Here is a 19,049-nt window from a genome sequence, read left to right on the forward strand (position 1 = left end):
GTCAGCTGGTGAGGGTCAGGGTTACCCCGGCTCGGTTGTTGACGCTGTTCGGATCTCCTGCCATCAGCGTCGTGACGCTGACCTGCACATATCTCGGGCCCTGGTGCGAGAGGTTCTCCACCTGGATGTCGCGGGTGTATTGCCCGCCCGCCGCGATGGCCGGGACCGTGCAGACGAATTGGCTGTCGGAGGTGCCGGGGATGAAACTGCTGGTGCAGTCGCTGCCGGCGCCCGCCTTGTAGGAGAAGCCCTGGACCGGGTGCACGACGATGGTCATCGTGGCGGGGCCGGAGGCGGCGCCGTTCGGATTGGAGACAGTAGCGCGAACCTTGCCCAGGTAGGAATTCGACGCGGTGACAACGACATTGGTCGCGAGGTCGACCGTGGAGCCGCTGGCCGGCGGCGCGGGCGCGGGTTGCGGCGGCGCGGGTTGTGGTGGCCGCGGAGATGGCGCCGGGCGCGGCGGGCGGGGCGGGTACGCCGACTCCGGCGGCGCGGTCGGCGGTGGTGCGGAGATCAGTGTCAGAGCGCTGGTGGGAACTAGATTGACAATGGCGCCGCCGCCTACCGGCGCGATGTCGTGGCCATTGAGAGTTTCCACTCCGTTGGGATAACTGAATGAAACTCCCAGTACTTCGTACTGATTGCCCTGGTATTCGACGATACTTCCCGGTCCGTAATAATCCGGCATGGCAGTAACCTTCTGGTGGAATTAGATTGCGCGATAAAGGAATAGCGCTTCGAATAGCGTAAGTGATCGTTTCCGGATCTCTAGGCTGTGCGGGCTAAGCGCTTCCCGCGCAAGGGTTTTCATCGAACCGAAGCCCGCGTTCACGCCGCGGACGCCGCACACCTCGCCTGGAGTAGTCTTGGTCGAGGCGTGCAATTCGTCGCACACTTCCACATCCATGGGTAGGGCCTGGTCGGCTCAGCGAACCGGGTGTTCTATTTCCGAGCCGGCGAACGATAGATCCGGTGGTGCTCGGTTCGTTGCGGTATTCGCACAGGTGGGAGAACTAGAGTGAACGATGCGACATGGGGAGTGAGCGCACCGGCCACGGGGGGCCGTGGTGTGCTCGAAGGTGCGTTCGCGATATTGGAGGTCCTCAGCTGTGGCGCTGAGCTGGGGCTGACCCCGCTGGCCGCGGCGGCGGGGATCCCGAAGGCGACCAGCTATCGATTGCTCAACCAGTTGGTCGACGAGGGCGCGGTGCTGCGCCGCGACGGGCGTTATCAACTCGGACCGCGGTTGTTCCGGCTCGGTCAGACCTGGCAGCCCGCGAAGATGCTGCGGGCCGCGGCCGCGCATCCGCTCGGGCAGCTCACCTCGGTCACCGATCGAGGTGGTTACAGCCTGGCGGTGGCCGAACGCGGCCAGTGCATGCTGATCGGCGGGGTGGGCCGGGAGATCGATGAGGTGTTCCCGCTGCGGGCGGGGGTGCTGCTGCCACCGGGCACGGCCGCCGAGCAGGTGCTCTTCGCCGGGAAGCCGAATGGGGCTGTCCCGGCTGGTTTCTCGCACCGCGAGTGGCAGCGGATGCGGATCGCCACCCGGGATCAGGGGGTGGCTTTCGACACCGACATGAGCCGGTTCGACCTGGCCTGTGTCGCCGCTCCGGTCCGGGATCCGTCCGGTACGGTCGTGGCCGCGCTCGCCGCGACGGTCCGGGAGCAGAAAAGGGTCGGGGGTGCGGCGGAGGCGGTGCGCCGGGCCGCCGACCTGGTCACGGCCAACCTCGGCCGGCTGATGAAAACTCACGCAGTTCGATCTCCGGCGTGACACGCGCAACGCCCCGCCCAGGCCATTCGTCCCCGGGCGGGGTCAAGCGCTAACTTGTTCGGGTGACGAAGAGCGGTGTATCCACGGTGGCGGCAGCATGGCAAGCGGGCGACGGAAGCCCAGTGCCTTTGAAGGACGCGACCGTGGCCTGGGCGCTGGCCGCCCACACCGAGCTGGCCGAGATCGCCACCGGATACGGGCATTTCATCACGGTGACGGAATTGGCCGAACGGGTGCAGGAGGTGTCCGGCGTCCATACCGCCGCGCCGACCCGCACCTGGATGGAGGCGATTCTGCGCAAGGTCGCGCGGCGCTGTCACAAGGCGGGGGAGCCGCCGTTGACCGCGTTATGCGTGCGGCAGAACCACACCGTGGGCGAGGCCTACAAGTACGTGCTCGAGTTGGCCGCCCTGCCGGTTCCGGATGATCTCGAGCTGCACGCGGCCTACGCGCGCTGGCAGTGCTATCAGTTCCACGGCGCCGAGATGCCCGCCGACTTCTCCGTCCCGCCGCTCACCCCCAAGGTGGCGAGCCGCCGTCGCCCCGTCAACAAGATGACCACGCAGGCCGCGCACACCGGCGCCGAGGTCGCGCAGCCGGTGCGGCCGGCCGTCTGTTCGCAGTGCTTCATGCAGCTACCCCGCGCGGGGACCTGCATCAACTGCATCTGAGGTTTTCCGCGAACCCTACGCCGCCCGGCGGCCCACCGAGATCCTTCGCTCAGCGAAGGATCTCGGTGCGGTCGAGCTACCGGTCGAATGTGCCGGTCGCGACGGACTCGGTGAAGGCCGTCCACTCGCCGGGAGTGAATACCAGCGCCGGGCCGGAGGTGTTCTTCGAGTCGCGAACGCCGACTTCACCGGTGTCGAGGAAGGCGACCTCCACACAATCCTTGGTGCCACTGCGCTGGCTCTTGAACCACTTGGCGGCGGACAGTTCTGTTTTCACGGCTTCTCCTTTGCAGTCCTGCGAATGAGAGTTGGCGCCTCCCCGCCACATCCAACAGCGCAGACCCTGGGGTCTGCGCAGGACTACGATACGACTGGATCCGTGCGAGCACTATCGATTCCGGCGGAATTCCGATGCCGCCGTAATCATTCGAGCTCTCCCGGTAGCATAAGTGTAATAGTCAATGCATCGCGATCATGTGATTAACAAAATTAACGACCGCGTTATTGTTATGCGGCGCAACCTATTTCGCCGGTTGCGCAATTGCGAGATCATCCGATGTGATGCTCGGCGACCGGCGTGCTCAGACTCGTGCCGTTGAGCTCGAGGAACAGCTCGCGCTCGGTGATCGACACGGTGACGGTGTTGCGGCGGTCGATCGCGGGCAAGGCGGCATCGATGAAGGCCCGGTCGAAGCTGTAGACGGGGATGTCGGCGCCGCGGTGGATGCGCTTGCCGGTCAGTTGCGCGAGCACCTTGACGGGATCGCGATGGGTGTACACGGCGGCGCGGCCGGCCAGCTTGCTGCCGCGATGCAGGCGCTCGGCGTCGGGCGCGCCGACCTCGATCCAGGCGGTGACCCGGCCGGTGAGGTCGCGCACCAGCACGGCGGGCTCGTCGGTGGAGGAGACGCCGCCCTCGCTGAAGGTGATGCCGTCGGTGTACTCCAGGCAGTAGGCGAGCAGGCGGGTCAGCATGAACTCGGCGGTCTCCGAGGGATGCCGCGCGACCCGCAACTCCAGGTCCTCGTAGACGCCGCGGTCGACGTCGGCGAGCTGGACGGTGAAGGTGTGCAGGGTTGCGCTCAAGGCCATAGCTGCGGAGCCTACTGGGTGCTACGCGTTTGCCTGGAGGTCGAGCTCGGTGACCTTGATCAGGCCCTGGTCCGGGAGCGCGGTCTCCAGGGAGAATGTGGCGGCCCGGCCCGCGATATCGAGCGAGGCGATGGAGTTCCCGAAATGCGGGCCGCTGATCTTCTGCCAGCGCACCGGGTCCGCGGAGATTCCGCGCTTGTCGGCAAGCCAGCGCAGCGCCGTGGCCAGCGGACGGGCCCAGGACAGGGCGAACAGCACGTGGTACCGCTTCGGGGGATCGTTGTGCACCGGGGAGCACACCAGTTGCAGCACTTCGGATTTGGTGGGCTGGGTGTATTCGGCGCGGGCGGCGTAGCTGTGGTGCACGTCGCCGGACAGGACGCAGATCGTGCTCGGTGCGTCCGCGGCGGTGCCCAGCCGGTGGATCAGGCCGGATAGTCGTTCGAAGGAGGCGCGGAACGCGGGCCAATGCTCCAAATCCGCTGCCTGTCTGATTTTTTCACCGAGCCGGCCACGGCGGCCCGGCAGGCTCGCGGCGCGCTCGTTCAGGGATTGCAGGTGGCTCACGGCATGCGGCATCAGCCACGGGAGTGAGGAGCCGATCAGCAGATGATCGAAATCGCCCGCGGCATTGGCCTCGATCCAGTCGAACTCCTCCTCGCCGACCATCAGCCGTTCGCCGTCGAGAATGCGGCCACTGCGAGTGTCGATGACCAGCAGGCGGATTCGGCCGAAGTCGCGGCGGTAGGACCAGCGGGTGGGTTTGCGGCCGTCGACCTCCTTGTCGGCCCGTTCGGCGAAATCCTCCAGCAGCTCCTGTACGTCGGTGCCCGCCTTGGTGATCTCGCGGTACAGGTCGTTGCGTTCCAGCTCGTCCGGGCCGAGGTTGCCCAGATGCTGATACACCCAGTAGGAGGCCAGCCCGGCGCGGATGCGGCCGCGCCACCACGGTTGCTCCGCCATCTGCTCGCGCCAGGTGCGGGAGGTGTTCCAGTCGTCGCGTACATCGTGATCGTCGAAGATCATCGAGGTCGGAGTGGTCGACATCAGCCAGCGGATCTCCGGGTCCGACCAGGACTCGTGATACAGCTCGGCGTACTCGCGGAAGGACACCACCTCCTTCTCCGGCTCTTCCCCGTTGCGCCGTTCGGCCAGCCACTGCTCGACCTGCGGGGTCGGCTGGTCGGCGTAGACCTGATCGCCGAGCAGCATCAACGCGTCCGGCCACTGCTCCTCGGGCAGGTCGCGCATCCGCAGCGCGTAGGCGTCCAGCGCGTCCGGGCCGACCGCGTCCGCCTCCAGGACACCCGGCGTCGCCTTGGCCGCCCGGCACGAGCCGAACAGGATCTTCGACACCTGGCCGGTGCGGATCCGGCAGGGCGGGAACTCGGAATCTGGTTCCGGCCAGACGGATTCCCCATCCAGGACGACCTGGTAGGAGATCGAGGCGTCGGGTTCCAGGCCGTCGATACACACCAGAGCGAAGTGCAGTTCACCCACCTGGAAGGTGCGGGTGCGGTGCCCGAGCACCTCCACCTCGCACGCCACACTGGTTTCCACCCAGACGGTCGCCGAGGTTGCATCGACGTGCCGCAACACCGGACCCAAGACCAACTCCGCCATAATCTCGAAGGTACGTCGTCGGGGGCCGCCGGGGTTGAGAAAAGTGCTCTCCCGCCGATCCGACCAACTCATAGGGTGATTCCCGGCGGCTGTGGCTAGCATCTCGATCGTGCGTGCGGATTCACCCGGGCTGCTACCCCGGGTCCAACTGATCGCCGTCCTCTCGGGGTGTCTCGGTCTGCTGCTCGCGGTACTCGTCCCGCTGCTTCCGGTACGGCAGGATCGAGCGAGCCTGGATTGGCCTCAGCCCCAAGGGATCCAAGTCACCGCACCGCTGCTCCAGTACTCCCCGCTGGCACTCGACTTCACGATCGCCTGCACAACACTCCGCGACCTCCCGGGCGGAACCGTGGTGTCGACAGTGCCTCCGCAGACACCGAGCGACAAGGGACTACTGGTCCGGATCGAAGACCGGGCCGGAATCGGTCGCACACTGGCGGTTTCGCTACGTGGGACATTACTGCTCATCGCCGCGATCGCCGAAATCACCGGCGGTTCGCCCATCCCATCGCCGTCAGAGGGCGAAAAGCCTGCGGCGACTGGTCTTTGCGGTGCGCTGATCGTCCACTCCACCGCTGCTGGGTCGACCGCTGAACTTTCCGGTCTCACGCGCCCCGACGGAACGCCGTTTCGGCGGACGATCGCGGAGGATATCCGCCCCCAAGTCGTCGGCGTCTATACGGATTTGGATCGCGCTCAACTGGGGGACGCCCGGCTGCACGCCGAGGTCGATTCCCGCTTCTCTTCCAGCCCGAGCCGGTGGAAGATGGCCGCGATCGCCGGCGCGGTGCTGTGCACGCTGATTGCGCTGATCTGCCTGCACCTGCTCGACAGCACCGATGGCCGCCGTGCGCGCCGCTTCCTGCCCAGCGGCTGGTGGCGGCTCACCAGCATCGACGGCGTGGTCGTCGGAATCTTGCTGCTATGGCACGTGATCGGCGCCAACACCTCCGAGGATGGCTACCTCCTCACCATGGCCAAAGCCTCCCGCGCGGCCGGCTACACCGCCGACCACTACCGCTGGTTCGGCGTCGCCGAAGCCCCGTTCGGCTGGCCGTACGAGGTGCTGGCCTGGATGACCCGGCTCAGCGACGCCAGCCTCTGGATGCGCCTACCTGCGCTGCTGACGGGCCTACTGTGCTGGTGGGTACTCAGCCGGGAAGTCCTCCCGCGCTTAGGCTCCCGAATCCACACGAACGCCCTGTCCCACTGGACCACCGCCCTGATCTTCCTAACCATCTGGCTCCCCTACAACAACGGCCTACGCCCCGAACCCCTGATCGCCCTCGGCGCCCTACTCACCTGGTGCTCGATGGAACGCGCGATCGCCACCCGCCGCCTCCTCCCCGCCGCCATCGCCGTCCTCATCACCGCCCTCTCCCTCGCCGCCGACCCGAGCGGATTGATCTGCCTGGCAGCACTTTTCGCAGGCTCCCGGCAAGTACTCCGCCGACTGTCCGCCACCCGCCACCGACTCGCTGCGATTTCGGGTGCGTCCGCCGAGGCAGAGGGCGGGTCTGCCTCGGCGGCGGGTGGAGGGCTCGCTGTTGAGGCAGGCGGTGGTGCGAGTGCGGTGCGTCGGCCGCTGGGCGGCGGGCTTCGGTTCGCGGGGGGATTGTCGCGCAGAGTTGGGAGGCTGGGGTTCGGTAGGGGGAGTGCTGACGGTGGTGGGGTCGGGGGGTGGGGGGTTCTGGGGTTGTTTGCGTTGGTGGCACCGGTGTTGGCGGCGGGTGGGTTGGTGCTGGTTGTGGTGTTTGCGGATCAGGGGTTGGGGGTGGTGGGGGAGGCTGTTCGGGTGCGGCGGGTGGTGGGGGCTGATTCGGCTTGGTTCGCGGAGTGGGGTCGGTGGGAGTCGTTGTTCTCCTTGACTCCGGATGGGGCTTTGGCTCGGAGGTTCGGGGTTTTGGCGATGCTGTTGTGTTGGGGGGTGTGTGCCGTTGTCGTGGTACGCGGGGGTGGGCGGGGTTTGGATGTCGCGCGGGGGCCGGTGGTGCGGGTGCTGGCGATGGTCGGGATGTCGTTGCTGTTGATGACGTTTGCGCCTGCCGAGTGGACGCATCATTTCGGGGTTTACGCGGGGCCGGCGGCCGCGGTGGCCGCAGTGGTGTTGGGCGGCAGTGTGATTCGTGTGCGGTATCGCCGGTTGCTGTTCGCCGCTGCGGTGCTGTTGCTGCTGGCGGTGTGCTTTACCGGGTCGAACGGATGGTGGTACGTCTCCGGGTATGGCGTGGTGTGGTCGAATCGGGCTCCGGAAATTGCGGGGGTTGGTGTCGCCGCGGTGCTGCTGAGCCTGGCGGTGGGGTTCATGCTGGTGTCGGTTCGGCGCTACTTCCGTGGTGGCTATCAGAATGATTCGGGCCCAGGGCGTTTCGTCGCTCAGCCGCTGGCTGTCGTGGCGGCGGCGCTGGTGTTGTTCGAGGTGGTGACGATGGCCGCGGCGGCCGGTTCGCGGTACCCGGCGTATTCGGTCGGGCTGTCGAATCTGCGTAGCCTGGGTGGGAATCGTTGTGGGATGGCGGATTCGGTGCTGGTGGAGACGAATACGGCGGATTCCCCGTTGCTGCCGTTCGTGGGTTCGGCGGCCGAAGGGCTCGCCGCGGCGAACATCGGGTTCACCGCTCAGGGCGTCGGGGAGCTTGCGCCTGACGGGGACGGACCCGGCGGCCCGGCACTGCCGTTCGGACTGGATTCCGCACGGGTCCCGTTGCTGGGCAGTTACACCACGGGCGAGCGGCGTGCGGCGAGCCTGACGACGCAGTGGTATCGGTTGGATCTGGCTGCCGCGCAGCAGGATCCCGCCTACCGAGTGGTGGTTCTGACGATCGCCGGGCGAATCGAAGGCGAGCAGCTGCGGGTGGAGTTCGCGGATCGCGCCGGGGACGGCACCATCCGGCCGCTGGGCGAGCTGGTGCCGCCGAGTGTCGCCGGCACCCCGAGGTGGCGGAACCTTCCGATCGCGTTGGATCGAGTGCCCGAGGGGACCAATGCGATTCGAATGATCGCGGCGGACGGCGATCCTGCGGAGCAGCAGTGGCTGGCGGTGACTCCGCCGCGCCTACCGCACCTGGCGACACTCAGCTCATTGGTCGGCAGCAGGGCTCCGGTGCTCGCGGATTCTCTTGTGGGCCTCGCTTTTCCGTGTCAGCGACCGTTCACACATCGCCACGGCGTGGCAGAGCTTCCGGTCTGGCGCATCGCACCGGACGAACTCAATTCCCAAGTCGCCGAAACCTGGCCGGGCGGCCCGCTGGGCTGGACCAGCCTGCTGACCCGGCCGCGCACCCTCCCGGCCTACCTCGAACACGACTGGACGCGGGACTGGGGAGAACTGCAACTGCTCACACCGATCGTCGAAGCGCCCCCGGCGGCATTGCGAACACGCACCGAAAACGAGTGGGGAACAGCGAATTACGGCCCGATCAAAGCCCGGTAACCCCTAGACCTTGGACGCACTGAGCGGCCGCGCCAAATCCTCCAGCGACCGCTGCTCCGCCTTCACCCCGAAGACCACCTCCACCAGCCCCGCCACCAGCATCGCCGTAGCTCCGATCGCGAAGGCCAGAGCGGTCCGCCCGGGATCGCCCTCTTCGGCGAGATTCGCGAAGACCAGCGGCCCCGCGATACCACCGGCCGCGGTACCGATGGCGTAGAAGAACGCGATCGCCATGGCACGGGTCTCCATCGGGAAGATCTCGCTCACCGTGAGATACGCGGCGCTCGCACCGCAGGAGGCGACGAAAAGCACCACCGTCCAGCAGGCGGTGAGGGTCACCGCGCTCAAATGCCCACCCTGGAAGAGCCAGGCGGTGACGAACAACAGGAGCGCCGAGCCGATATAGCAACCCGCGATCATCGGTTTGCGCCCGAGCGTGTCGAACAGCTTGCCCAGCAGCAGCGGGCCGAGGAAATTGCCGAAGCAGATCACCGCGAAGTAGTAGCCGACCGAGGCGTTGTCGATGCCGAAGGATTTCGTCAGGATCAACGCGTAATTGAAGGTGATCGCGTTGTAGAGGAACGCCTGACCGATGAACAACGAGAACCCTAGTACCGCGCGTTTCGGATACAACCGCACCAGCACCGAGGCGATCTCGCCGAACCCGGTGGCGCGGCGCTGGGTGATTTCCAGGCGCTGATCGGAAACGTCCTCGAGCTCGGCCCCGGTCCCTGCGCGCACCTGGTCCTCGATGTCGGCGACCGTGCGTTCGGCGGCCTCCTCGCGACCGTGGATGAACTGCCAGCGCGGACTCTCCGGCATCGTCCGGCGCACGAACAGGATGATCAATCCGAAGACCGCGCCGAGCGCGAACGACAGCCGCCACCCGATATCGGCCGGGAACAGATCCGTGTTCAACGCGACGATCGACAGCAGCGCGCCCGCGGTCGCGCCCAGCCAGAACGTGCCGTTGATGACGATGTCGATGCGCCCGCGGTATTTGCGTGGAATGAGTTCGTCGATCGCGGAATTGATCGCCGCGTATTCGCCGCCGATACCGAATCCGGTGAGGAAGCGGAAGAACACGAACCACCACATGTTGAACGACAGCGCGGTCATGGCGGTCGCGAACAGGTACACCGCGAGCGTGATCAGGAACAGCTTCTTGCGCCCGAACCGGTCGGTCAGCCAGCCGAAGAACAGCGCACCGGTGGCGGCGCCCGCCACATACAGCGCCGCCGCCAGGCCGGAGACCTGCGCGGCGGTAATGGCCAGCCCGCTACCGGGTTCGGATAGCCGGCCCGCCACACTGCCGACGACGGTGACCTCGAGCCCGTCCAGGATCCAGACCGATCCCAACCCGATGACGATGGTCCAGTGCCAGCGCGACCAGGGCAGCCGATCCAAACGTGCCGGAATATCGGTGGATATGGTTCGCACGGGGCACCGCCTTGGATCGCCATCGGTCTGCTGGGGCGATTACCCGCCGACGGCGTGCACAATCGGCGTGCCTCAGGACTTTTCGGCGAGCTCCGCGAGGCGGTCCACCGAGGCCTGCAATTTGTCCGGGGTGGTGGCCCGGGCCCGGGGCAGCCGGTTCTCGTCGGTCAGCCGGGTCCAGTCGTAGGTGTGGGTGACCAGGGTCCGCTGCTCGTCCAGCGGTTCCAGCTCCCACCGCCACAGATGCCCGGGCGGCTCCTTGCCGGGTTCGGCGGGCAGCCAGGCGATCCGGCGACCCTCCTCGAACTCCACCACCCGGTTCTCCCGCACGTGCCCGTTGGTGATAGTCATCGCGAAGACCGCGTCCGTGGCGCGCACCCGTTGTCCCGCAGGCGCTTCCGACAGATTGTCGTTGCCGTCCCAGCGCGGCTGCTGCGCCGGATCGGCGATCAGCTCGAAGATCGTCGCGGCCGGCGCGGCGACCTCCCGGCTGGCGATGACTACCTGTGGCACCTCGATGTCGTCCGTCATGGAATCCATCGAACCACGCGGCGGGCCGGTCTGCGGGGCGGGTTCGAACCAGGTGGGGCCGTCGGCGACGGCGTGCTCGATGCGAAGTCGCTCGTGCGGCGACAGCTCGGGCAGCTCGTCGAGGGCGAACCAGCCGACGGCCAGCGACTCGTCGTCGTTGACGCGGGCGGTGCCGCCGACCGCGCGGCAGACGAAGGTGACGTCCATGAACTGGCAGATATCGCCGTTCGGAAAGGTGTGCGGCGGCAGTGAACGCACATGCGCGATCCGCACCGGAACGCACCGGATCGCGGTCTCCTCGAACACTTCCCGCACCGCGCACGCGGCGGGCTGCTCGCCCGGCTCTGGTATTCCCCCGATCACCGTCCACCGCCCGGAGTCCGCGCGCCGCCCCAGCAGCACCCGGCCCGCGTCGTCGAAGACGACCGCCGCCACACCGGGCATCCAGAGCAACTGCTGTCCCGCGCTCGCCCGGAGCTTACGGATGAAGTCAGGAGTCGCCATGCGACGACAGTAGAGGTGTTGAAAAGATACGAGGGTGAGTGCCACTGGGGATGATGTGCGTGCGGTTGCCCTGTCGCTGCCGGAAACGACCGAGGATTTCGCCTGGGGAATGCCGATCTTCAAGGTCGCCCGCAAACTCTTCCTGACCCTGCCGGAGGCGGAATCCTCGATGGCCGTGCGCTGCCCGATCCTGGAGCGCGACGAACTGGTCCTCGCCGAACCGGACAAATTCTGGATCGCCAGCCACGAGGCGAACAACGCGTGGGTCCGAGTCCGTTTGGCCGCCCTGGAAGACCGCGACGAGTTGGCGGCCATCGTGCGGGACTCCTGGCAGCAGGCCGCACCCCCGCGCCTGCTCACGGAGTAATCCCCCGATCGAGCACCAGCAGCCGGGCCCGCAGATCCGCGATGACGTCCGCGCTGAGGCCGGCCGCACCGGTGAGATAGTCGCGCACCGAGCCGTAGCTGTCGTTCAGGTCGGCGAGCACCAGGCGCATCACCTCGGCGGGCGCCCGCCCGTAGCCGGGCCAGCGCAGCGTGCGCCCAGGATTGGCGGATTTCCAGTCGGCGATCAGGTGCGCTGTGGCGCGTTCGGTCAGGGCGAAGTCGGCGAGGATCTGGTCCTCGGGGACATCCAGCGCGGACAGGAGCAGGGCGGCGATCAGACCGGTGCGGTCCTTACCGGAGGCGCAGTGGAACACCGCGGGCCCGTCGGCGGCGGCGATCAGTTCGAGGGTTTCGCGGATCTCGACGACGCCGTCGGCGGCGACTTCGGCGAAGCGGTCGGCCAGGTAGCGCCACGGGTCGAGATCGGGATCGATCTCGGCCTGATCGTAGGGGCGGTGTTCGATGCTGCGGTTGGCGTAGCGGAAGCGCTCGGCGTGCGGCACCCGGCCCCTGGCCTCGATCTCCCAGGGATAGCGCAGGTCGATGATGGTGTCGACGCCGAGGTCGAGGAAACGGTCCCAGTCGCCGTCGCGCAGCTTGCCGAGGGAATCGGCGCGGTAGATCCGGCCCCAGGCGACGGTGCGGCCGTCGGCGGATCGGTAGCCGCCGAGATCACGGAAGTTGTGCAGACGGTCGAACTCGATGTGCCGCTTCATGTCTCGCAGACTGTCATAGTCGGCTCGTAACCTCAGGGGATGACGCTGCTGGAGGTTCTCGCCATGACGCGGCGGTTCATCGAACTGCCGGACAACGATTTCTCCTGGGCCGGGTGGGCGGACACCGAGGAGGCGCTCGCGGAGTTCGACCGGCTGGTCGCCGAGGTGCGGCGCGGGGGCCGGCCGTTCATGCTGCGGGTGCTGTACGCGCCGACCGGTCCGCTGCAGGAACTGTCGATCTCCAGTGGCTGGGCCGATGAATATGTGGACCTCGCGGGGCAGTTCGACCGACTGTTCTGACTGTTTCGGCCACGTCTGGATTGCGCCGCATATCAACTCGGATCGGGGGCATACGCCCTTATAAGAGACTCCGGGTTACAGAAAGAGCGGTGCCAGAAGATGAGGCCTGTACTCGCGCGCGGACCGGAAGGCGGGGGCGCCGCGCTGGATCAAGTGATAATTCTGACCGGGGCGGCGACGCTCATCGCCGCGGGCCTGATGTGGGTGGCCTACCTGCACCGGACGCGGCGGATCACCTGGCTGAAGACCGCGGCCGACCGGCTGGGGCAGCTCGGGAACCGGCCGGGCTGGGTGGCGCTGCCGATCGGGGTGTTCATCACCACCATCCTGACCGCGATGCTCGGCTTCATCTGGGATGTCAGCCTGCACATCGGGCAGGGCCGCGACGAAGGCCCGCTGGCCAATCCGGCGCACTACTTCATCATGGTGGGCCTGTTCTTCCTGTTCATCGCGGGCATGCTGGCGATCATCCTGCCGCTGGACGAGAAGCCGGGCCCGGCCGCGATCCGGATCACCCGGAACTGGCACGCACCCATCGGCGGCGTGCTGATGGCGGGCGCGGGGCTGTACGCGCTGATCGGGTTTCCGCTCGACGACATCTGGCACCGGCTCTTCGGTCAGGACGTAACCCTCTGGGGGCCAACCCATTTGATGCTGATCGGCGGCGCGGGCTTGTCGCTGATCGGCGTGCTGCTGCTGGAACTCGAAGGGCGTTTGGACAAGCCGGACCCGGACCGCGCCGACGGGCCCTTCATGTGGATCGCCCGCAGCTTCGCCTTCGGCGGCCTGGTGATCGGCCTGTCGGTGTTCCAGGTCGAATTCGATTTCGGTGTCCCGCAATTCCGGCTGGTGCTGCAACCGATGCTGATCGCGGCCGCCGCCACCGTCGCGCTGGTCGCGGCGCGATACACCCTCGGACGCGGCTCCACGGTGATCCTGGTGGTGTTCGCGTTCCTGGTGCGCGGGATCATCGCGGTGCTCGTCGGTCCGGGGCTCGGCGCGCCGTACAACGTGTTCCCGCTGTATCTGGGCATCGCGGTGGTGGTGGAGCTGCTGGCCTTGCTGCCGTTGATCCGCAAACCGGTGTGGTGGGGTGCGCTCACCGGCCTGGTCGCCGCCACGGCCGGACTCTGGCTCGAATCGCTGTGGGTGGATCGGATGTTCGTCGACCCCTGGCCGGCCTCGATGTGGCCGGAACTGCTGGCCATGGCGGTCCCGGTGGGCATCGCGGGCGGTGCGCTCGGCGCGTTGCTCGGCGTAGTCCTGTGCGGTGAGCAGCTGCCGCGCCCCGCGATCCGGCGGGCGCTGGTGATCGGCGCCGTGCTGATCACGGCCGTCGCCACCGCCAACGGACTGCGCCACGACGTCCCCGAAAACGCGACCGCGACAGTCCGATTGCAGGATGCCGAACCGGTGAACGGCGGCCGCATGGTGACCGCCGAGATCACGCTCGCACCCGCGGATCTGGTCGGCGACGACCCGGAATGGGTGCAACTGCTGGCCTGGCAGGGCGGCACGGGTCAGCTGCTCGGCCGCTGGCGCGGCGACGAAACCGAAAGCCCCGGACGCGGTTTGGTGGTCGATCACCTGCGTCGCGTCGGACCCGGGCAGTACCAGAGCACGAAACCCGTTCCGGTGTACGGCACCTGGAAGACGGTGCTGCGTGTGCACGACGGCCGGGTGCTGACCGCACTGCCGGTATTCATGCCGGCGGACCCGGGTATCGGCGCCACCGAGGTCGCCGCGGACAACCAGTTCACCAGGCCGTTCGTCAGCGAAGTCACCGTGCTGCAACGGGAACGGTCCTTCGACAGCCCGGGCTGGCTGATGCCCGCCGCGTCGCTGCTGGTCCTGGTCTGCTCGCTGCTCCTGATCTGGGCGCTGTCCTGGGGCGCGGCGCGGATCGGTCTGGCCTACCGCCGCACCGCGCATCCGGAGCCGGCGGATCTGGTTCGCCAATGAGATACGAACCGGGAGTAGACATTCTGGCCGATCACTCGGCCCTGCTGGCCATCCCCGCGTTCGCGCCCGCGTTCGCGATCGTCGGGGTGGTCGTCTACATCGCCCTGCGCGATCGACGAGCGGAGCGACGCGAGTCGACCAGCACCGGACAGGAGGACGACAATTGAAGGCGCACAGCATATTCGGACTGGTCACCGCGGCTGCGATCGCGTCCGCCTGTTCGACCACTTCCGAGTCGTCGCCGTCCGGCCCGCCCGCGGAGACGACTGTCGCCATCCGAATCGCCGCCGACGCGGTGACTCCCACGAACGGCCGGGCCGACGCCGAAGTGGGCCAGCCGATCGTCCTGAAGGTCGACAGCGACGCCCCCGACGAACTGCATGTGCACTCCGACCCGCCGCACACCTTCGCCGTCGAACCGCGTGTGGGCCAGGAATTCCGGTTCACCGTCACCGTTCCCGGCCAGGTGGAGGTGGAGCTGCACGAGGCCGGTAAGACCGTGACCACCTTGCAGGTCCGGTGACGGTACTGGCGCACGGCCTGGGCGGCGCCGACGATCTGCCGATCCCGTTGTCCTACGCGCTGATCGGTGCCGCCTGGGCGTTGACGGTCTCCTTCGCGATCCTGCTGGTGGCCTGGCGGGAACCTCGCCTGAATCCGGAGTCGCCGGGGCGGCGGCTGCCCGCCGTCATCGATTCGCCGATCCTGCGGACCGTGATCGCGGTGCCGAGCGTGGCGATCGCGATCTTCCTCGGGCTGGTCCTGGTCCTGGGTTCGCCGGACCCGCAACGCAATCCGATCCCAGGCGTCTTCTACATCTACCTGTGGGTCGGTGTCATGACGGCCTCGCTGCTGTTCGGCCCGGTCTGGAAGCTCGTCTCACCGCTGCGCGCGCTGCATCGCCTCGCTTGCTCCCTGCTGCGTCGCGACCCGCGGCAGGGGGTGTTCGACTATCCCGAATCGTGGGGGTACCGCCCGGCGGTCGCCGGTCTGTTCGCCTTCGTCTGGCTGGAACTGGCCGCACCGGAACCGGGTTCACTCCCGGTCATCGGCTGCTGGCTGCTCGCCTACGTACTGATCACAGCGACCGGTTTGGCCCTGTTCGGTACGGCGTGGGCCGAACGCGCCGACCCGTTCGAGGTCTACAGCACATTGCTCGCACGCCTGAGCCTGTTCGGCCGCAACAACTCCGGCGAACCGGTGCTGCGCGCCCCGCTGAACAATCTCGCCGCGAGCCCGGTGCTTCCGGGCGCGGTGGTGCTGGCCGCGACCCTGCTCGGCTCCACCGCGTTCGACAGCCTCTCCGCCCTGCCCGCCTGGCGGAACTTTCTCGACTCCCGCGGCGGCGGAGCGGTTCTCACCGAAACCGTCACCCGGACTCTCGGACTGCTCACCGTGATCGCGATCGTCAGCATCCTCTTTCTCCGGGCCGCCCGGGCCGTCCCCGGCCTGACCCGCGCTGAGCGCGTTCCCCTCCCACGCCTGCTGGCTCACAGCATCACCCCGATCATCGCGGGCTATCTCATCGCCCACTACCTGACATTCCTCGTCGAGAAGGGGCAAGCCACCCTCTTCCTGCTGGCCGACCCCTTCGATCGCGGCTGGAACCTCGCGGGGCTATCCGACAATCAGGTCGACTACTTCCTCTCGGCCCATCCGGCCGTCCTCGCCACCCTGAAAGTCCTTGCCGTGCTCACCGGCCACATCCTCGGCGTCACCGCCGCCCACGACCGCTGCCTGCGACTGCTCCCGCGCGCACACCGCGCCACCGGACAGCTCGCGCTGATGCTGGTCATGGTCGGCTTCACCTTCACCGGCCTGTACCTGCTCTTCGGCGGGTGAGGCGTCCTACTGGCGGACGGTGAGCGCCGTCTCCATCAGCCCGTGGTACTTGCAGTAGACGGGGTGCACGCCCGGTTCGGCGGGGGCGGTGAAGGTGACGGTTTGCCCGGGCGGCACCTCGTAGTCGAAGTAGCCGGTGCGCCGGCTGGTGATGCTGTGCTGGACCGGATCGTTGTTGACGACGGTGACGACCGCGCCCGGTCGGATCGGCGGCGCGACGCTGTAGCCGAGCTTGTCGATGGTGATGGTGAGAGTGCCGGCCGGGGCGGGCGCCGGCAGCGGTGGGACGTCGGCGGGTTCGGATTTGCCGCAAGCCGCCGTCAAGGTCACGGCGAGCACTGTCGCCGCGAGAGCGATCCGGTGTTTCGGTGCGGCCATGGCGCCTCCTGCGCGGTCGGCGAACCTCTCTCGATGGTAGGTCGCCCACGATTGCCGCAGCTAACGATTCGGTCCCGGTACCCCGGGGATCGGCCGATCGGGTCGATCCGGAGCGCCGGGACCGAACTCGTGTTCGTCTCAGGCGGGCGGTGCGGCCGTCATACCCTCGACGGCGCCCGCGGCGGCGCCGACGACCGCGCCGACCGCGGCGAACGGCGCGGCCACCATCGCGTAACCGAGGGCCGCCCCGACCACGGGCACGATGACCAGTCCGATGGGCGCGAACGGCAGGCCCGCCACCAGTCCGGCGACCACGCCGATCAGCGCGCCGGTGGAGGCGATGGGCCCGGCGACGACGGTGCCCACGGCCGCGCCGATCGCCGCGGAGCCGAGCACGTCGTCGGCGACGCGCTCGGCCCGCCACGGCTCGACCCCCGACCCCTGCAACGCGCTCGACAGCGCTGTCTCGGCGCCGCCGGCGGCCTCGTTGATCTGAGCCGCCATGTCGACGGGCAGCCACTCGGGGCGATCGACCTGGGTGTCACCGATGCGGATCCGATTGCTGTCGACCGGCGGCAGCGGTTCCTCGACAACAGGTTCCAGCACCGGGGCCGGCGGCGGCAGCAGGTGCGCCGGGAGCAAGGTTTGCAGGAACGCGAGCGGATCCGGCACCGCCGGTACGGATTCGACGACCTCCGGACCGGGTGGTGACTCCTCGGCGGCCGCGGCGCCCGCCCCGAAGACGGCGACTGCCAGGGGCAATGCGCAGGCCGCGAGGGTCGCGGCGCGCAGGCGGTGGGATCTGACCGGGACTTCGGACTGCTGTGCGTCCATGGGTGACCTCATTCGAACGACGATGTTTACACACCAACATTCGGAACAGCGGGCGTTCCGGATTGCGTCTACCGGATACCCGGGGTGGCGGGCTGGGTGCCCACGCAGCCCAGGATGAAGCAGCCCGGGGGCCAGTCACCGTACGGGGCGGCGAGGGGTTTGCCCAGGCAGGCGGCCACGTTGCAGCCCGGGTACGCGGCCGGTCCGAGCCCGAGGACGCCGAACAGGGCGTCCGGATTGGAGACCATCGGGTCGGCCAGGCTGACATCGGGAAGCGGCGTATAGGGCCCGGGGTCGGGCAGGGCGGGTGCGCGGAACGCCGCGATGACGGCGCGCAGCACATCGTGCGGGAAGCTCACCGAGTCACCGGGAACGGTCACCCCGGTCCAGCTGACCATCAGGCCGAGGCTGGGGACGATGAAGTTGTCCTGGCGCATCATGCCCGACATCTGCACCGCGTCCGACGGTAGCCCGGGGAAGGAGCCGCTACAGCCGGGCCCGTTGACGACCAGCAGGAACCCGAAACACGGCTTGGCAGGGGAGGGTTCGCTCGCGCGGCGCAGGTACTCCGCGGACACGACCTGGGTGCCGCCGTATGCGCCTTGGTTGCCGATCAGCAGGCCGAGCTTCACGAAGTCCGCCGGCGGCAGCACCAGATGCGCGTACCCGTAGGTGTTTCCACTGCGATCCCGGGCCCAGTAGTAGTCACTGGCCGGAATCCCCAATGGCGTGAACAGCTTTCGCTGCGCATAGGACTGGAAATCCTCACCCACCGCCTGTTGCACGACGTAGACCAGCAGGTCGACCGCGCGCTGGCTGTACTGCCAGGTCGTGCCCGGCTCGTGATCCATCGGCAGTCCCAGCGCCTGCACCACCACGTTCGGGTCGAACTGCGCCAGACCCGTAATCCCTTCGGAGGCAACGGCAACCCGCATACCCGACGATTCGTCCAGCAGGTGCCGCACCTTGATCGCCCGGTGCGCCTCGTCGCCGAGCCCGGGCGGCAGGTAGGCCCCGATCGGATCGTCGATGTTCAGCCGCCGCTCGTCGGCGGCGATGCCCGCGACCAGCGCGACCACACTCTTGGTGCTGCTCCACAGATTCCAGGCCACGCCGCCGTTCTCGGCGTTGCGCGCCCCCGTGGCGATCAGGCAGTTGTTCCGGAAGACGTGGAAGGTGCGCCGCAAGGGATCGTTCGCGATCCGTATCGCCTCGGCCAGCGCGGCCGAATCCAAGCCCACCTCTTCAGGTTTCGCGGTCTCCATGGTGCGGCCGGTACTGACCGCGCAGTGCTTCAATCCCTCCGGTTCCGCCCTCGCCACACTCGGCACACCCCACAGCACGGCCGCCGCCATGCCGACCGACAACACCAGAATTTCCAGACGACGCACAGCACTCTCCGCTCCCGACAACCTCTGCTCGGGACATCGGGCCGCGCAACCTCCGGATTACGCCTTGACGTGCCCATACTTGTCGGGGCGGAAGTTGTCGGGGCGGGTGGCGGACACTTGTCGTACCGCGGTCGTACCCTCGGGGTGCGCGGCACAACCAGGGAA

Annotated in this window: 19 protein-coding genes and 1 pseudogene; 9 read left to right on the forward strand and 11 right to left on the reverse strand. The window is 67.9% G+C overall.

All coding sequences use genetic code 11. The features are described 5' to 3' along the window. Position 1 precedes the first annotated feature (1 nt). Entirely contained in the window at positions 2 to 691 is a 690-nt protein-coding gene (locus tag AB0M14_RS09700; protein WP_364991558.1) for a hypothetical protein, read from the reverse strand. A 330-nt stretch (positions 692 to 1,021) separates the two neighbouring features. Between AB0M14_RS09700 and AB0M14_RS09705 the strand changes: the two genes are divergently transcribed. Both AB0M14_RS09705 and AB0M14_RS09710 read left to right on the forward strand, forming a co-directional pair. After that, complete coding sequence (locus AB0M14_RS09705) at positions 1,022 to 1,780, forward strand: helix-turn-helix domain-containing protein (RefSeq protein ID WP_364991560.1); 759 nt, start codon at positions 1,022 to 1,024, stop codon at positions 1,778 to 1,780. Positions 1,781 to 1,902: 122 nt separating this feature from the next. Then, a complete protein-coding gene (locus AB0M14_RS09710) occupies positions 1,903 to 2,451 on the forward strand; it encodes a hypothetical protein (protein WP_364991562.1) in 549 nt (182 codons plus the stop codon). Positions 2,452 to 2,527: 76 nt separating this feature from the next. Here the strand turns inward: AB0M14_RS09710 and AB0M14_RS09715 are convergent, their stop codons facing one another. From AB0M14_RS09715 to AB0M14_RS09725, 3 genes are all read right to left on the reverse strand, one after another. Beyond that, positions 2,528 to 2,728 carry a DUF397 domain-containing protein gene (locus tag AB0M14_RS09715; protein WP_364991564.1) on the reverse strand — a complete coding sequence of 67 codons (201 nt, stop codon included), beginning with the start codon at positions 2,726 to 2,728 and terminating at the stop codon, positions 2,528 to 2,530. Positions 2,729 to 3,000: 272 nt separating this feature from the next. Continuing rightward, positions 3,001 to 3,543 carry a YaeQ family protein gene (locus AB0M14_RS09720; RefSeq protein ID WP_364991565.1) on the reverse strand — a complete coding sequence of 181 codons (543 nt, stop codon included), beginning with the start codon at positions 3,541 to 3,543 and terminating at the stop codon, positions 3,001 to 3,003. Positions 3,544 to 3,564: 21 nt separating this feature from the next. Next, positions 3,565 to 5,166, reverse strand: coding sequence for an alkaline phosphatase D family protein (locus AB0M14_RS09725; RefSeq protein WP_364991568.1), 1,602 nt, complete (start codon positions 5,164 to 5,166; stop codon positions 3,565 to 3,567). A gap of 109 nt (positions 5,167 to 5,275) precedes the next feature. On the opposite strand from AB0M14_RS09725, the gene AB0M14_RS09730 reads away from it, so the two are divergent. Beyond that, entirely contained in the window at positions 5,276 to 8,599 is a 3,324-nt protein-coding gene (locus tag AB0M14_RS09730; protein WP_364991571.1) for an arabinosyltransferase domain-containing protein, read from the forward strand. Positions 8,600 to 8,602: 3 nt separating this feature from the next. Here the strand turns inward: AB0M14_RS09730 and AB0M14_RS09735 are convergent, their stop codons facing one another. The 3 genes and pseudogenes from AB0M14_RS09735 to AB0M14_RS09745 all read right to left on the reverse strand — a co-directional run. Next, positions 8,603 to 10,039, reverse strand: a complete 1,437-nt coding sequence (locus AB0M14_RS09735; RefSeq protein WP_364991574.1) for an MFS transporter — start codon at positions 10,037 to 10,039, stop codon at positions 8,603 to 8,605. A 72-nt stretch (positions 10,040 to 10,111) separates the two neighbouring features. After that, complete coding sequence (locus AB0M14_RS09740) at positions 10,112 to 10,570, reverse strand: SRPBCC family protein (RefSeq protein ID WP_364995612.1); 459 nt, start codon at positions 10,568 to 10,570, stop codon at positions 10,112 to 10,114. Positions 10,571 to 10,684: 114 nt separating this feature from the next. Beyond that, positions 10,685 to 11,074 (reverse strand): annotated as a pseudogene (locus AB0M14_RS09745) (NUDIX domain-containing protein); the annotation flags it as partial. A gap of 34 nt (positions 11,075 to 11,108) precedes the next feature. On the opposite strand from AB0M14_RS09745, the gene AB0M14_RS09750 reads away from it, so the two are divergent. Further along, positions 11,109 to 11,441: an MmcQ/YjbR family DNA-binding protein gene (locus tag AB0M14_RS09750; RefSeq protein ID WP_364991576.1), complete on the forward strand. Its 333-nt coding sequence runs from the start codon at positions 11,109 to 11,111 to the stop codon at positions 11,439 to 11,441. On the opposite strand, the gene AB0M14_RS09755 is transcribed toward AB0M14_RS09750, so the two are convergent. After that, entirely contained in the window at positions 11,431 to 12,177 is a 747-nt protein-coding gene (locus AB0M14_RS09755; protein ID WP_364991579.1) for a tyrosine-protein phosphatase, read from the reverse strand. The two genes, AB0M14_RS09750 and AB0M14_RS09755, sit on opposite strands and share 11 nt — an antisense overlap. Positions 12,178 to 12,216: 39 nt before the next feature. On the opposite strand from AB0M14_RS09755, the gene AB0M14_RS09760 reads away from it, so the two are divergent. From AB0M14_RS09760 to AB0M14_RS09780, 5 genes are all read left to right on the forward strand, one after another. Next, positions 12,217 to 12,477: a hypothetical protein gene (locus tag AB0M14_RS09760; protein WP_364991583.1), complete on the forward strand. Its 261-nt coding sequence runs from the start codon at positions 12,217 to 12,219 to the stop codon at positions 12,475 to 12,477. Between the two features lie 99 nt (positions 12,478 to 12,576). Next, positions 12,577 to 14,439 carry a hypothetical protein gene (locus AB0M14_RS09765; RefSeq protein WP_364991586.1) on the forward strand — a complete coding sequence of 621 codons (1,863 nt, stop codon included), beginning with the start codon at positions 12,577 to 12,579 and terminating at the stop codon, positions 14,437 to 14,439. After that, positions 14,436 to 14,606, forward strand: coding sequence for a hypothetical protein (locus AB0M14_RS09770; RefSeq protein WP_364991588.1), 171 nt, complete (start codon positions 14,436 to 14,438; stop codon positions 14,604 to 14,606). Before AB0M14_RS09765 ends, AB0M14_RS09770 begins: the two co-directional genes overlap by 4 nt. Then, positions 14,603 to 14,962 (forward strand): hypothetical protein, encoded by a 360-nt coding sequence (locus AB0M14_RS09775; protein WP_364991591.1) that lies wholly within the window; start codon positions 14,603 to 14,605, stop codon positions 14,960 to 14,962. The genes AB0M14_RS09770 and AB0M14_RS09775 overlap by 4 nt, the downstream gene beginning before the upstream one ends. Continuing rightward, the gene (locus tag AB0M14_RS09780) at positions 14,959 to 16,281 is read left to right on the forward strand and encodes a hypothetical protein (RefSeq protein ID WP_364991593.1); all 1,323 of its coding nucleotides are present in this window, start codon (positions 14,959 to 14,961) and stop codon (positions 16,279 to 16,281) included. Before AB0M14_RS09775 ends, AB0M14_RS09780 begins: the two co-directional genes overlap by 4 nt. Before the next feature lie 6 nt (positions 16,282 to 16,287). Here AB0M14_RS09780 and AB0M14_RS09785 read toward each other — a convergent pair whose 3' ends face one another. The 3 genes from AB0M14_RS09785 to AB0M14_RS09795 all read right to left on the reverse strand — a co-directional run bounded on the left by AB0M14_RS09785 (position 16,288) and on the right by AB0M14_RS09795 (position 18,884). Continuing rightward, the gene (locus AB0M14_RS09785) at positions 16,288 to 16,659 is read right to left on the reverse strand and encodes a hypothetical protein (RefSeq protein WP_364991595.1); all 372 of its coding nucleotides are present in this window, start codon (positions 16,657 to 16,659) and stop codon (positions 16,288 to 16,290) included. A 138-nt stretch (positions 16,660 to 16,797) separates the two neighbouring features. Beyond that, the gene (locus AB0M14_RS09790) at positions 16,798 to 17,493 is read right to left on the reverse strand and encodes a hypothetical protein (RefSeq protein WP_364991598.1); all 696 of its coding nucleotides are present in this window, start codon (positions 17,491 to 17,493) and stop codon (positions 16,798 to 16,800) included. A 68-nt stretch (positions 17,494 to 17,561) separates the two neighbouring features. Then, a complete protein-coding gene (locus AB0M14_RS09795; RefSeq protein WP_364991600.1) occupies positions 17,562 to 18,884 on the reverse strand; it encodes a serine hydrolase in 1,323 nt (440 codons plus the stop codon). Positions 18,885 to 19,049: the final 165 nt, after the last annotated feature.

The organism is Nocardia sp. NPDC051832, from assembly GCF_040681285.1.
Lineage (GTDB): Bacteria > Actinomycetota > Actinomycetes > Mycobacteriales > Mycobacteriaceae > Nocardia.

Excerpts from the sequence above, each read along its gene's own strand:
- AB0M14_RS09790 (WP_364991598.1), bottom strand. The coding sequence starts at position 17,493 with ATGGACGCACAGCAGTCCGAAGTCCCGGTCAGATCCCACCGCCTGCGC.
- AB0M14_RS09755 (WP_364991579.1), bottom strand. The coding sequence starts at position 12,177 with ATGAAGCGGCACATCGAGTTCGACCGTCTGCACAACTTCCGTGATCTC.
- AB0M14_RS09770 (WP_364991588.1), top strand. The coding sequence starts at position 14,436 with ATGAGATACGAACCGGGAGTAGACATTCTGGCCGATCACTCGGCCCTG.
- AB0M14_RS09760 (WP_364991583.1), top strand. The coding sequence starts at position 12,217 with ATGACGCTGCTGGAGGTTCTCGCCATGACGCGGCGGTTCATCGAACTG.
- AB0M14_RS09700 (WP_364991558.1), bottom strand. The coding sequence starts at position 691 with ATGCCGGATTATTACGGACCGGGAAGTATCGTCGAATACCAGGGCAAT.
- AB0M14_RS09765 (WP_364991586.1), top strand. The coding sequence starts at position 12,577 with ATGAGGCCTGTACTCGCGCGCGGACCGGAAGGCGGGGGCGCCGCGCTG.
- AB0M14_RS09725 (WP_364991568.1), bottom strand. The coding sequence starts at position 5,166 with ATGGCGGAGTTGGTCTTGGGTCCGGTGTTGCGGCACGTCGATGCAACC.
- AB0M14_RS09785 (WP_364991595.1), bottom strand. The coding sequence starts at position 16,659 with ATGGCCGCACCGAAACACCGGATCGCTCTCGCGGCGACAGTGCTCGCC.
- AB0M14_RS09740 (WP_364995612.1), bottom strand. The coding sequence starts at position 10,570 with ATGACGGACGACATCGAGGTGCCACAGGTAGTCATCGCCAGCCGGGAG.
- AB0M14_RS09720 (WP_364991565.1), bottom strand. The coding sequence starts at position 3,543 with ATGGCCTTGAGCGCAACCCTGCACACCTTCACCGTCCAGCTCGCCGAC.